The organism is Enterobacter sp. MEB024 (assembly GCF_030209635.1).
In the GTDB taxonomy this organism is placed as follows: Bacteria; Pseudomonadota; Gammaproteobacteria; order Enterobacterales; family Enterobacteriaceae; genus Enterobacter; species Enterobacter ludwigii.
The window spans coordinates 115,607-129,748 of the sequence record NZ_JARVRQ010000003.1 but is presented as its reverse complement, the minus strand read 5'-3'; the positions used below and the strand labels follow the sequence as shown (position 1 = coordinate 129,748).

Here is a 14,142-nt window from a genome sequence, read left to right as displayed (position 1 = left end):
TCATGCAATGGCGTTCTCCGATATTGTCAGTCGAAAAAGTGGCGGGTTCAAAGAGCGTGACGCTGGAAATTCAGGTATTACCCTTTATACTGCCCTATCGCCATAGAGCACGACCATTACGGGTTAAAGATATCAATGAGTCAGACTGAAACTACCGCTCCGAGCAAATTCTCCCTCTTACCCGGGAGCATCACCCGTTTCTTTCTTCTTTTGATCGTTGTGCTGCTAGTCACAATGGGGGTTATGGTTCAGAGCGCGGTTAACGCCTGGCTGAAGGACAAGAGCTATCAGGTTGTTGATATCACCCACGCCGTCCACAAGCGCATTGATACCTGGCGCTATGCAACCTGGCAGATTTACGACAACATCGCGGCCGCGCCGGCAACCTCTTCCGGAGACGGGCTTCAGGAGACTCGCCTGAAGCAAGACGTCTATTATCTGGAAAAACCACAGCGCAAAACCGAAGCGCTGATCTTCGGCTCTCATGACAGCGCAACGCTTGAGATGACCCAGCGCATCTCAACCTATCTTGATACCCTTTGGGGTGCCGAGACGGTGCCGTGGTCGATGTACTATCTGAACGGTCAGGACAACAGCATGATCCTGATCTCAACCCTGCCGCTAAAAGATCTCTCTTCCGGTTTCAAAGAGACGACTGTGGGCAGCATTGTCGATTCCCGCCGGGCAGAAATGCTGCAGCAGGCGAACGCCCTTGATGAACGTGAGAGCTTCTCATCTCTGCGCCGCCTCGCCTGGCAGAATGGCCATTACTTTACGCTGCGTACCACTTTTAACCAGCCAGGCCATCTGGCGACGGTAGTGGCCTTTGATTTGCCCATCAATGACTTGATTCCACCGGATATGCCGCTCGACAGCTTCCGTCTGGAGCCGGACAGCAGCACTCAGAATATGCGTGCCGCATCGGATAAAGAGGCCGCAGAGAGCGTATCGATCTCCTTTAACGGCTCGAAAATCGAAATTGCCTCTTCGCTGAACTCAACCGGTATGCGTCTGGTGTGGCAAGTGCCGTTCGGCACCCTGCTGCTTGATACGCTGCAAAATATCCTGCTGCCCCTGCTGCTGAATATCGGCCTGCTGGCGCTGGCGCTGTTTGGCTACAGCACGTTCCGCTTCCAGTCAGGGCGTCAAAGCGATGCCGCCCCGGTCCCGGCAGGAACCAGTAACGAACTGCGCGTGTTGCGCGCGCTGAATGAAGAGATTATTTCCGTGCTGCCGCTTGGGGTGCTGGTTCACGATCAGGAAGCCAACCGTACGGTGATGAGCAATAAAATTGCTGACCACCTGCTGCCTCATCTCAATCTGCAGAACATCACCGCCATGGCGGATCAACATCAGGGCGTGATTCAGGCCACCATTAATAACGAGCTGTATGAGATCCGACAGTTCCGCAGCCAGATCGCCTCCCGCACGCAGATCTTCATCATCCGCGATCAGGATCGTGAAGTGCTGGTGAATAAAAAGCTCAAGCAGGCACAACGTCTGTATGAGAAAAACCAGCAGGGGCGCGCTGCCTTTATGCAAAATATTGGTGATGCCTTCAAGAAGCCGTTAAAAATGCTGGCGACCCAGGCGGCGGCGCTGAATACATCTGAAAGTCATCAGCTTGCCTGCCAGGCCGACTCGCTGGTGCGCATGGTAGATGAGATCCAGCTGGCGAATATGCTCGAAAATGATTTCTGGAAAGGAACGCCGACCCTCTTCTCTATCCAGAATCTGATCGATGAAGTGGTGCCTGAGGTCCTGCCCGTGATTAAGCGCAAAGGGCTGCAGCTGCTGATCAATAACCATTTACCGGCGAATGATGAACGTCACGGCGATCGCGAAGCGCTGCGTCGCATTCTGCTGATGATTATTCAGTACGCCGTCACCACCACCCAGATCGGCAAGATCACCCTGGAAGTCAGTACCGACGAGTCGGCTGAAGATCGCCTGACGTTCCGTATCCTGGATACCGGGGAAGGCGTAACGACAAGTGAAATCGATAATCTGCATTTCCCGTTCCTGAATGACACCCAGAGCGATCATTACGGCAAGGCCAATGCCCTGACCTTCTGGCTGTGCGATCAGCTGGCACGTAAGCTCGGTGGCCATCTGAATATCAAGGCCCGCGAATCACTTGGCACGCGTTACTCACTGCACGTTAAAATGGCGGCGAATCCACAGGAAGAAGACGAAGAACGCCTGCTGGATGATGTGGTCGTGATGGTGGATGTGACCTCGAATGAGATCCGCAATATTGTGGTTCGTCAGTTAGAAAACTGGGGCGCGGCCTGCATAACGCCAGATGAAAGACTCTCAAGTCAAGAATTTGATCTGTTTTTAACTGATAATCCGTCTAATCTTACTGCCTCCGGCTTGCTTTTAAGCGATGATGAGCCAGGCGTGCGAAAAATCGGCCCAGGCCAGCTGCGCGTCAACTTTAATATAAGCAATGCGATGCAGGAAGCTGTACTACAACTAATAGAAGAGCAACTGGCGCAGGAAGAGATAGCGGAATCACCGTTAGGCGGCAATGAAAATGCCGAGCTTCACGCCAGCGGATACTATTCACTCTTTGTTGATACAGTACCAGATGATGTTAAGCGGTTGTATACTGAGTCCGCTGCGAATGATTTTGCAGCGCTGGCACAGACAGCACACCGGCTTAAAGGGGTGTTTGCCATGCTTAATCTGGTTCCCGGCAAGCAGTTATGTGAAACGCTGGAACATCTAATTCGTGAGAAAGATGCCTCTGGCATTGAAAAATACATCAGCGACATTGACGCCTACGTCAAAAGCTTGCTGTAGCAAGGTAGCCTTATACATGAACAATATGAACGTAATTATTGCCGATGACCATCCGATTGTACTGTTCGGTATTCGCAAATCACTTGAACAGATCGAGTGGGTGAATGTAGTCGGTGAATTTGAAGACTCTACAGCACTGATCAATAACCTCCCAAAGCTTGATGCGCATGTGCTCATCACCGATCTCTCTATGCCTGGGGACAAATACGGTGATGGGATCACACTCATCAAATATATCAAACGTCACTTCCCGGACATTTCGATCATTGTTCTGACCATGAACAACAACCCGGCCATTCTCAGCGCCGTGCTGGATCTGGATATCGAAGGGATTGTGCTGAAACAGGGTGCGCCGACCGATCTGCCAAAAGCGCTCGCTGCTCTGCAGAAAGGCAAGAAGTTCACGCCTGAAAGCGTCTCTCGTTTGCTGGAAAAAATCAGCGCCGGTGGCTATGGCGACAAACGCCTGTCTCCGAAAGAGAGCGAAGTTCTGCGCCTGTTCGCCGAAGGTTTCCTGGTCACCGAGATTGCCAAGAAGCTGAACCGCAGTATTAAAACCATCAGTAGCCAGAAGAAATCAGCAATGATGAAACTGGGTGTGGATAACGATATTGCGCTGCTAAACTATCTCTCCTCCGTTACGCTGAGCGCGTCGGATAAGGATTGATGTTTACCGGGTGTGCGGCCTGATGGCCTTACCTCCCCCCTCCCGGCGTGTGAGGGAAACAACAAAAAAGGCCCTGACGGGCCTTTTTTTATACTCTCGCTTTTCTGACCCGTTCCGCATACACGGAAATCGTCTGTTTCAGGACGTCCAGCGTCACCGGTTTCGACAGACAACTGTCCATCCCTGACTCCAGACAGCGCTGTTTCTCTTCCGCCAGCGCATTCGCCGTCACGCCCACGACCGGCAACGTCAGGCCAAGCTGGCGTATACGCTGCGTCAGACGGTAGCCATCCATATTCGGCATGTTGACGTCGCTAAGAACGATATCAATGTGGTTTTTACTCAGCACGTTCAGCGCATCCACGCCGTCATTGGCGGTTTTGCACTGATAACCAAGCGAACCCAGCTGGTCTGCCAGCAGGCGACGGTTAATCGGATGGTCATCCACCACCAGAATCATCATATCGTCATTCAGCGATGCCAGCGCATCCGGTGACGGCAACTCCGTCGCCCCGTCGCTATCTTCCAGCTGCACGCTGTAGATACGTGCCAGCAGGCTCATGAGCTCATGCGGCGTTGCCACGCTGTGCACCCATTCACCCGGAGCTCGTTCGACCGGAATACCGATATGGCGACGGCAGAAGTGAACCACCCCTCTGCCCTGCCAGGGTTGTTCCAGCACCTCGTCGGTGATCAGCACATCGTCGACATCCGGCGTTTGCCCTTCATAGCGGGACACGCGCACGCCGCTGTGGGTAAGAAGCGCCGTCAGGTAATCATTCAGTGAGGCATTGTGTACTGCCAGCCAGCAGCGCTTATCGCTCAGGCCGTCCACCACCGCTTTTGCCGGGTACTGGGCAGAATAGAGCGGAATGCGGATAGTAAACTGGCTTCCCATGCCTGGCTCGGTATCAACGGAGATATCGCCGTCCATCATGCTCACGAGCTTCTCACAGATCGCCAGACCCAGCCCGGTCCCCTGGAAGTTACGCTGTACGCCGGTACCGACCTGGAAGAACGGGTCAAACAGACGCACCACTTCCTTCGCCGGGATACCCACGCCGGTATCACGCACGCGAATACTCAGGTAGTCCCCTGCCCGGCACACATGCAACACAATGCAGCCGATATCGGTAAATTTAATGGCGTTACTGAGCAGGTTAGAAATGACCTGCTGCAGACGCATCGGATCGCCATGCAGCGTCAGCGGCACGTCCGGCTCAATAAAGCAGTAGAGGCCCAGCTGTTTACGCACCACCAGCGGCAGATAGTTGGCGCTGATGTGGTTCATCACCTCGCGCGGAGAAAACTCCCGCGGCTCAATTTTCAGCTGCTCCGACTCAATTTTGGAGAAATCGAGAATATCGCTGATGATTTTCAGCAGCAGGCTGGAGGAGTTATTCATCGCCGTCACCAGGCGATCGACCCCTTTCGGCAGCTCTTTGGTCTGGAGAAGATCAAGGTTACCGATAATCCCGTACAGCGGGGTACGCAACTCGTGGCTGACGGTGGCAAGGAACATGGATTTCGACTGGCTGGCCTGCTCAGCGGCCTGCGCCATCTCCTGCAGGGACTCTTCCATCTTCACACGCGCCGAGACGTCTACCAGGACGCAAATTGCCACGTTCTCATTACGATAGCGGGAGTGCACAAAGCTGATTTGCAGGTTCGTGTGCGTGCTGGTCAGCACGTCAACGAAGTTCACCTGCTGGCCACAGATAATCTGCGTCAGCCTCTGTCGGTCCTCATGCGTCAGCATGTTCAGGTAGTTATGCGCCAGCTCGTTACTGAGGATATTGGTCCCGTCCTGCGTGCGCAGGATGCAGATCCCCACCGGCGCCGAGGCGACAATCTTGCGGTTAAACTGCTCGTGCTCTTCCAGCCGCTGGGCGTCGCTTTCGGCGGGTATAAAGATTTTGCGCTCATACATTCGCGCCAGGGTAAACAGCGCCCCCCCGGCCAGCAGGTTCAGCAAAATCGCGTTCATGATAAGAATGCGGATCCGCTCAAGCACCATATCCACGGGCAGCGAATAGACAATACTCAGCGACGAAGGCGGCAAGCTCTTTTTAAGCACCAGCTCACGGAAGCCTGAGGTATAGCCAAACCACGACCGCTCCTGCATCCAGTGCGGATCGACGTTCAGTCGATTATCCGGACCGGCAAGTGAGATCAGGGTATGTCCGTTTTCATCCAGAATGGTCACGCCCATCGGCAGACTGCCCGGCGTGAAGAAGTTTTCCATGCGAATGGTCTGTTCAATCCCCAGCAGCGCCTGCAGACGATTGCCCAGATAGACCGGCGTGAGGGCGTAGAAATAGCCCACGCCCATGCGTGGCCCCTGGCTTATCCAGAAGATGTTATTCCCGCGCTCGTCCTGCGGCGCATTGCGATATTTCACAATACGTTCGTGCAGGCTTTTCAGCGCATCATCGCGCTCAACGGGCACATCGCGCAGGCCAAAGTCGGCCATGCAGAGATTTTCACTGCCAATCAGGAAGACGCGGTTCAGATCATAGGCGGCGGAAAAGTTGTCACGCCAGTAGCGCATAAACCAGGAGAGCGACTCCAGTGAACCACGCCAGGTGCTGCCCATCGCAGAGCAATCGGAATCCGGAAACAGCGGCTCGAAATTCGGTACTTCGGTTTTGTCATTACGCCCACGGATGGCAAGAATGCCGTTTTCCGCGGTCAGCCGATTCTCGGCAATGTACTTCAGCTCCTTCATCACGTCGGACGTTCGCTGAATATAGCGCTGGGCCTGATCGGAGCTTAAGTTAAACTCCTGGCGGATCTCCGCTTCTTTCTGATGAAGGGCGTTAACGATGTAAAACACCGACAATAATGCCACCAGCAACCAAAGCAAGAGCGCCAGCGCCCGAAACAGATAGCGAGAGACTTTCAGCGTGGTACGAAAGGAGACGAGGTATTTCAAAGGGGCGAGGCTCCGCCGTCGGGGTCAAAAAGAATGTGGTTAAGGTAGCGGTAAACGCGCCTTGTCGCAACGTTCACTTATCTGCTTGTGCAAAAGAAAAGGGCCGGAAACCGGCCCTTTTTGCATCAGGAGACATTACTCGTCAGCGTCATCCGCTGCATCATCTTCGGTATCGGCTTCTGGTGCGATTTCATCATCACCTTCTGCGACGCTACCGTCGATGGAGTCGAGTTCTTCGTCATCCACAGGCTCAGCTACACGCTGCAGACCCACGACGTTCTCATCTTCCGCGGTACGGATGAGGATCACACCCTGAGTATTACGGCCAACCACGCTGATCTCAGATACGCGTGTACGCACCAGCGTACCGGCATCCGTGATCATCATGATCTGGTCGGCATCGTCTACCTGTACCGCGCCCACAACGGATCCGTTGCGCTCGGTAACCTTGATAGAGATAACGCCCTGCGTGCCACGAGACTTGGTCGGATATTCGCTTTCGGCAGTACGTTTACCGTAACCGTTCTGCGTGACGGTCAGGATAGCACCTTCACCGCGCGGAACGATCAGGGAAACGACGGTATCTTCACCGGCCAGTTTGATACCACGAACACCTGTTGCAGTACGGCCCATTGCACGAACCGCGTTCTCTTTGAAGCGCACCACTTTACCGGCGGCGGAGAACAGCATCACTTCATCGGAACCGGAGGTGAGGTCAACGCCAATCAGTTCGTCACCGTCGTTCAGGTTCACCGCGATGATACCGGCAGAACGTGGACGGCTGAATTCGGTCAGCGCGGTTTTCTTCACGGTACCGCTGGCGGTCGCCATAAAGACGTTCACGCCTTCTTCGTACTCACGTACCGGCAGAATCGCGGTGATACGTTCGTTCGCTTCCAGCGGCAGCAGGTTCACGATTGGACGACCACGTGCACCACGGCTCGCTTCTGGCAGCTGATAGACCTTCATCCAGTACAGACGACCACGGCTTGAGAAGCAGAGGATCGTGTCATGGGTGTTTGCCACCAGCAGACGGTCAATAAAGTCTTCTTCTTTAATACGTGCTGCCGATTTGCCTTTACCGCCACGACGCTGTGCTTCGTAGTCGGTCAGCGGCTGATACTTCACATAGCCCTGGTGAGACAGGGTGACCACCACATCTTCGCGGTTGATCAGATCTTCAATGTTGATATCAGAGCTGTTCGCCGTGATTTCGGTGCGACGCTCATCGCCGAACTGATCGCGGACCAGTTCCAGCTCTTCACGGATCACTTCCATCAGGCGCTCTGCGCTACCCAGGATATGCAGCAGCTCGGCAATCTGTTCCAGCAGTTCTTTGTATTCGTCGAGCAGTTTTTCGTGCTCAAGGCCGGTCAATTTCTGCAGACGCAGATCCAGAATCGCCTGGGCCTGCTGTTCAGTCAGGTAGTACTGACCGTCACGCACGCCGAACTCAGGCTCCAGCCACTCAGGACGCGCAGCATCGTCGCCAGCGCGTTCCAGCATGGCGGCCACGTTGCCCAGATCCCACGGACGGGCAATCAGAGACGCTTTCGCTTCCGCAGGGGTTGGTGCACGGCGAATCAACTCAATGATTGGGTCGATGTTTGCCAGTGCAACGGCCAGCGCTTCAAGGATATGCGCACGATCGCGGGCTTTACGCAGTTCGAAAATAGTACGGCGAGTCACCACTTCACGGCGGTGACGCACAAACGCGCTCAGAATATCTTTCAGGTTCATGATCTTCGGCTGACCATGGTGCAATGCAACCATGTTGATACCGAAGGAGACCTGGAGCTGAGTCTGGGAATACAGGTTGTTCAGTACAACCTCGCCCACCGCGTCGCGTTTGATTTCAATCACGATGCGCATGCCGTCTTTATCAGATTCGTCACGCAGCGCGCTGATGCCTTCAACACGTTTTTCTTTTACCAGCTCGGCGATTTTTTCAATCAGACGCGCTTTGTTCACCTGATACGGGATCTCGTGAACAATGATGGTTTCACGGCCGGTTTTGGCGTCCGCTTCCACTTCGGCGCGGGCACGGATATAAATCTTGCCACGTCCGGTGCGGTACGCTTCTTCAATACCACGACGACCGTTGATGATCGCCGCCGTCGGGAAGTCTGGACCCGGGATGTGTTCCATCAGCCCTTCAATGCTGATGTCTTCATCCTCAATATAGGCCAGGCAACCGTTGATCACTTCCGTGATGTTATGCGGTGGAATGTTGGTTGCCATACCGACGGCGATACCGGACGAACCGTTCACCAGCAGGTTAGGGATTTTCGTTGGCATAACGTCCGGAATGCGTTCCGTGCCGTCATAGTTATCAACGAAATCAACCGTCTCTTTTTCCAGGTCAGCCATCAGCTCATGGGCAATTTTCGCCAGACGGATTTCCGTATAACGCATTGCCGCGGCGGAGTCGCCGTCGATAGAACCAAAGTTACCCTGACCATCTACCAGCATGTAACGCAGCGAGAATGGCTGCGCCATTCGGACGATAGTGTCGTACACCGCGGAATCACCATGGGGATGGTATTTACCGATTACGTCACCAACGACACGGGCAGATTTTTTGTAGGCTTTATTCCAGTCATTGCCCAATACGTTCATGGCGTATAGTACGCGACGGTGTACCGGCTTCAGGCCATCGCGGACGTCCGGCAGCGCACGGCCAACAATGACCGACATCGCATAGTCCAGATAGGAGCTCTTCAGCTCTTCCTCGATGTTAACCGGTGTAATTTCTCTCGCAAGGTCGCTCATCTAACCGCTATCCCTCTACTGTATCCCGGATTCAAAGGTCGCAAATTATAACACAGCCGCGGTGATTGAGGTAAACCAATAAGCTTTATTCAACCGCGCGGGCTGATATACTCCGAAGTCTTGCAAAATAAGGAGTAAAAGCGCCCATGAATGCCGAAAAATCCCCGGTGGCTCACAACGTTGACCATGAAGAGATTGCCAAATTCGAAGCGGTGGCATCCCGCTGGTGGGATCTCGAAGGTGAGTTTAAACCTCTGCACCGCATTAACCCGCTGCGTCTGGGCTATATCGCGGAGCGTTCCGGCGGCCTGTTCGGTAAGAAAGTGCTCGACGTCGGCTGCGGCGGCGGCATTCTGGCAGAAAGCATGGCGCGCGAAGGGGCCACCGTCACCGGTCTGGATATGGGCTTTGAACCGCTGCAGGTTGCCCGTCTTCATGCGCTGGAATCTGGAGTGCAGGTGGAATATGTGCAGGAAACCGTCGAAGAACATGCGGCGAAGCATGCCCATCAGTACGACGTGGTGACCTGTATGGAAATGCTGGAGCACGTTCCCGACCCCCAGTCCGTGGTTCACGCCTGTGCAAAACTGGTGAAACCGGGCGGCCAGGTCTTCTTCTCGACGATCAACCGAAACGGAAAAGCCTGGCTGATGGCGGTCGTCGGGGCGGAGTATGTGCTGCGTATGGTGCCAAAAGGCACGCACGACGTGAAGAAATTCATCAAGCCTGCTGAATTACTGAGCTGGGTTGATCAGACGTGGCTCAAGGAGCAGCACATCACCGGTCTGCATTACAATCCATTGACCGATAAATTCAAACTCGCACCGGGTGTAGATGTTAACTATATGTTGCATACAACCGCCAAAAACGACTGACGTCATCCATTATTCTTATAAAGATTGCGCGACATCATGTTGCGCAATTCTGACCTCCCGTTGAAGAAATCAGCACTCGATCAAATTTTGAATTTTTTTTCTTAATTATTGACATCTCTTCCAGGCCTTACGGTACGAGGACTTAGCCTTTTTTACCCTTTGACAACCTCAATTTAACGTCAAAATCAACCCTTGTGCTGAAAAGATTCGATACTAGAATACTCACCATATAGCGTTTTTCTTATCGCAAACCCCCTATATGTAGTATTTATCCACAGAGTTAGTCACAAGACGGATCTGTGGATAAGCGGGGGATATTTTTTATTTCACGGACAGGTAAAACCCACATGAATCAGAGTCTGCTGGTGACTAAGCGCGACGGTACCACCGAGCGTATCAATCTGGACAAAATCCATCGTGTTCTCGACTGGGCAGCAGAAGGACTGAATAACGTATCTATCTCCCAGGTTGAACTGCGCTCTCACATTCAGTTCTACGATGGCATCAAGACGTCTGATATCCACGAAACCATCATCAAGGCTGCGGCGGATCTCATCTCCCGTGAAGCCCCGGATTATCAGTACCTCGCTGCACGTCTGGCGATTTTCCACCTGCGTAAAAAAGCGTACGGCCAGTTTGAGCCGCCAAAGCTTTACGATCACGTGGTGAAAATGGTTGAGCTGGGCAAATACGACACGCATCTGCTGGAAGACTATACGGAAGAAGAGTTCGAGCAGATGAACGGGTTTATCGATCACTGGCGCGACATGAACTTCTCTTACGCGGCGGTGAAGCAGCTCGAAGGCAAATACCTGGTTCAGAACCGTGTGACCGGTGAGATCTACGAAAGCGCCCAGTTCCTCTATATTCTGGTGGCCGCCTGCCTGTTCTCTAACTACCCGCGTGACACCCGTCTGGAATACGTGAAGCGTTTCTACGATGCGGTTTCCACGTTCAAGATTTCTCTGCCTACGCCAATCATGTCTGGCGTGCGAACCCCAACCCGTCAGTTCAGCTCATGCGTCCTGATCGAGTGTGGTGACAGCCTGGATTCCATCAACGCGACCTCCAGCGCCATCGTGAAATATGTCTCCCAGCGTGCCGGTATCGGCATCAACGCCGGTCGCATCCGTGCACTGGGTAGCCCGATTCGCGGCGGTGAAGCGTTCCACACCGGCTGTATCCCGTTCTACAAACACTTCCAGACCGCGGTAAAATCCTGCTCTCAGGGCGGCGTACGCGGTGGTGCAGCTACCCTGTTCTACCCAATGTGGCACCTGGAAGTGGAAAGCCTGCTGGTACTGAAAAACAACCGTGGCGTTGAAGGCAACCGCGTTCGTCACATGGACTACGGCGTACAGATCAACAAGCTGATGTACACCCGTCTGCTGAAAGGTGAAGACATCACCCTGTTCAGCCCGTCCGACGTTCCGGGCCTGTATGACGCGTTCTTCGCCGATCAGGATGAGTTTGAGCGTCTGTACACCAAATACGAAAAAGACGACAGCATCCGTAAGCAGCGCGTTAAGGCGGTTGACCTGTTCTCCCTGATGATGCAGGAACGTGCCTCTACCGGCCGTATCTACATTCAGAACGTTGACCACTGCAACACCCATAGCCCGTTTGACCCGGTGGTTGCGCCAGTGCGCCAGTCTAACCTGTGCCTGGAAATCGCCCTGCCGACCAAACCGCTGGAAGATGTTAACGACGAAAACGGCGAAATCGCGCTCTGCACCCTCTCTGCTTTCAACCTGGGCGCTATCAAGAGCCTGGAAGAGCTGGAAGAGCTGGCGGTGCTGGCCGTGCGTGCGCTGGATGCCCTGCTGGATTACCAGGACTACCCAATCCCGGCGGCAAAACGTGGAGCAATGGGCCGTCGTACCCTCGGTATCGGCGTTATCAACTTTGCCTACTGGCTGGCGAAACACGGTAAGCGTTACTCCGACGGCAGCGCGAACAACCTGACCCACGAAACGTTCGAAGCGATTCAGTACTACCTGCTGAAAGCCTCCAACGAGCTGGCGAAAGAGCAAGGCGCGTGCCCGTGGTTCAACGAAACCACCTATGCGAAAGGCATTCTGCCGATCGATACCTACAAGAAAGACCTGGATGCGATTTCTAACGAACCGCTGCATCTGGACTGGGAAGCGCTGCGTGAATCCATCAAGACTCACGGCCTGCGTAACTCCACGCTGTCTGCCCTGATGCCGTCTGAGACCTCCTCGCAGATCTCTAACGCCACCAACGGTATTGAACCACCGCGCGGCCACGTCAGCATTAAAGCGTCGAAAGACGGTATCCTGCGTCAGGTTGTGCCTGACTACGAGCTGCTGAAAGACAACTACGAGCTGCTGTGGGAAATGCCAAACAACGACGGTTACCTGCAGCTGGTGGGGATCATGCAGAAGTTTATCGACCAGTCGATTTCTGCTAACACCAACTACGACCCGACGCGCTTCCCGTCTGGCAAGGTACCGATGCAGCAACTGTTGAAAGACCTGCTCACCGCCTACAAATTTGGTGTGAAAACCCTGTACTATCACAACACCCGTGATGGTGCGGAAGACGCTCAGGATGACATGGCACCGTCAATTCAGGACGATGGCTGCGAAAGCGGCGCATGTAAGATCTAATGAAGGGCGGGGATATCCCCGCCTTTATTTCGTAAGACAGGACTCCAATTCATGGCATACACCACCTTTTCACAGACGAAAAACGACCAGCTCAAAGAGCCGATGTTCTTCGGGCAACCGGTCAACGTGGCACGCTACGATCAGCAAAAATATGACATCTTCGAAAAGCTGATTGAAAAGCAACTCTCCTTCTTCTGGCGCCCGGAAGAAGTTGACGTCTCTCGCGATCGTATCGATTTCCAGGCGTTGCCGGAGCACGAAAAGCATATCTTCATCAGCAACCTGAAGTACCAGACGCTGCTGGACTCCATTCAGGGCCGTAGCCCGAACGTGGCGCTGCTGCCGCTGATCTCCATTCCGGAGCTGGAAACCTGGGTGGAAACCTGGGCGTTTTCTGAGACCATCCACTCCCGCTCTTACACCCACATTATCCGCAACATCGTTAACGATCCGGCGGTGGTGTTTGACGATATCGTCACTAACGAGCAGATCCAGAAACGTGCTGAAGGTATTGCGCACTACTACGACGAACTGATCGAGATGACCAGCTACTGGCATCTGCTGGGCGAAGGCACCCACACCGTGAACGGCAAAACCGTCACCGTGAGCCTGCGCGCGCTGAAGAAACAGCTTTACCTGTGCCTGATGAGCGTTAACGCACTGGAAGCCATCCGCTTCTACGTGAGCTTCGCCTGCTCCTTCGCTTTTGCGGAACGCAAGCTGATGGAAGGTAATGCCAAAATCATCCGTCTGATCGCCCGTGACGAAGCCCTGCACCTGACCGGCACCCAGCATATGCTGAACCTGCTGCGCAGCGGTACAGACGATCCGGAGATGGCTGAGATTGCCGAAGAGTGCAAACAGGAGTGCTATGACCTGTTCGTGCTGGCCGCTCAGCAGGAGAAAGAGTGGGCAGACTACCTGTTCCGCGACGGCTCCATGATTGGCCTGAACAAAGACATCCTGTGCCAGTATGTTGAGTACATCACCAACATCCGTATGCAGGCGGTCGGGCTTGAGCTGCCGTTCAAAACCCGCTCTAACCCAATTCCGTGGATCAACACCTGGCTGGTATCCGATAACGTGCAGGTTGCGCCACAGGAAGTGGAAGTCAGTTCTTATCTGGTCGGGCAGATTGACTCTGAAGTTAATACCGACGACCTGAGCGACTTCCAGCTCTGATGAGCCGCGTAACGCTTAGCCTTTCCGGTACCGAAGTGCTGTGCCGGGAAGAACACCCTTCCCTGTTGATTGCGCTTGAGGCGCATCAGGTTGAAGTGGAGTATCAATGCCGCTCAGGCTATTGCGGATCATGTCGCTGCCGTTTAGTCGCCGGACAAGTGGACTGGCTGACCGAACCGCTGGCCTTCATCAACGAAGGTGAAATTTTGCCCTGCTGCTGCCGGGCAAAAGGCGATATAGAGATTGAGATGTAAACCGCCCCTCCGGGCG

8 protein-coding genes are annotated in these 14,142 nt (G+C 54.0%); 6 read left to right on the top strand and 2 right to left on the bottom strand.

What is annotated here, in order from left to right; genetic code table 11:
• Positions 1 to 135: 135 nt before the first annotated feature.
• The gene (gene rcsD / locus QRN24_RS06850; RefSeq protein ID WP_020883163.1) at positions 136 to 2,808 is read left to right on the top strand and encodes a phosphotransferase RcsD; all 2,673 of its coding nucleotides are present in this window, start codon (positions 136 to 138) and stop codon (positions 2,806 to 2,808) included.
• A gap of 16 nt (positions 2,809 to 2,824) precedes the next feature.
• On the top strand, positions 2,825 to 3,475 hold the full coding sequence (gene rcsB / locus QRN24_RS06845) for a response regulator transcription factor RcsB (RefSeq protein WP_006176468.1): 651 nt from the start codon (positions 2,825 to 2,827) through the stop codon (positions 3,473 to 3,475).
• Positions 3,476 to 3,563: 88 nt separating this feature from the next.
• On the opposite strand, the gene rcsC is transcribed toward rcsB, so the two are convergent.
• Together rcsC and gyrA are read right to left on the bottom strand one after the other, a co-directional pair.
• Positions 3,564 to 6,410, bottom strand: a complete 2,847-nt coding sequence (rcsC, locus tag QRN24_RS06840) for a two-component system sensor histidine kinase RcsC (RefSeq protein WP_014170962.1) — start codon at positions 6,408 to 6,410, stop codon at positions 3,564 to 3,566.
• A gap of 135 nt (positions 6,411 to 6,545) precedes the next feature.
• Positions 6,546 to 9,182, bottom strand: coding sequence for a DNA topoisomerase (ATP-hydrolyzing) subunit A (gene gyrA, locus QRN24_RS06835; RefSeq protein WP_014170963.1), 2,637 nt, complete (start codon positions 9,180 to 9,182; stop codon positions 6,546 to 6,548).
• Between the two features lie 146 nt (positions 9,183 to 9,328).
• On the opposite strand from gyrA, the gene ubiG reads away from it, so the two are divergent.
• The 4 genes from ubiG (at position 9,329) to yfaE (ending at position 14,126) form a co-directional block, all read left to right on the top strand.
• Complete coding sequence (gene ubiG, locus QRN24_RS06830; RefSeq protein ID WP_014170964.1) at positions 9,329 to 10,057, top strand: bifunctional 2-polyprenyl-6-hydroxyphenol methylase/3-demethylubiquinol 3-O-methyltransferase UbiG; 729 nt, start codon at positions 9,329 to 9,331, stop codon at positions 10,055 to 10,057.
• Between the two features lie 347 nt (positions 10,058 to 10,404).
• Positions 10,405 to 12,690, top strand: a complete 2,286-nt coding sequence (gene nrdA / locus QRN24_RS06825; protein ID WP_020883162.1) for a class 1a ribonucleoside-diphosphate reductase subunit alpha — start codon at positions 10,405 to 10,407, stop codon at positions 12,688 to 12,690.
• Between the two features lie 51 nt (positions 12,691 to 12,741).
• On the top strand, positions 12,742 to 13,872 hold the full coding sequence (gene nrdB, locus QRN24_RS06820) for a class Ia ribonucleoside-diphosphate reductase subunit beta (RefSeq protein WP_014170966.1): 1,131 nt from the start codon (positions 12,742 to 12,744) through the stop codon (positions 13,870 to 13,872).
• Positions 13,872 to 14,126 carry a class I ribonucleotide reductase maintenance protein YfaE gene (gene yfaE / locus QRN24_RS06815; RefSeq protein ID WP_014170967.1) on the top strand — a complete coding sequence of 85 codons (255 nt, stop codon included), beginning with the start codon at positions 13,872 to 13,874 and terminating at the stop codon, positions 14,124 to 14,126. Before nrdB ends, yfaE begins: the two co-directional genes overlap by 1 nt.
• The last annotated feature ends 16 nt before the right edge of the window (positions 14,127 to 14,142 follow it).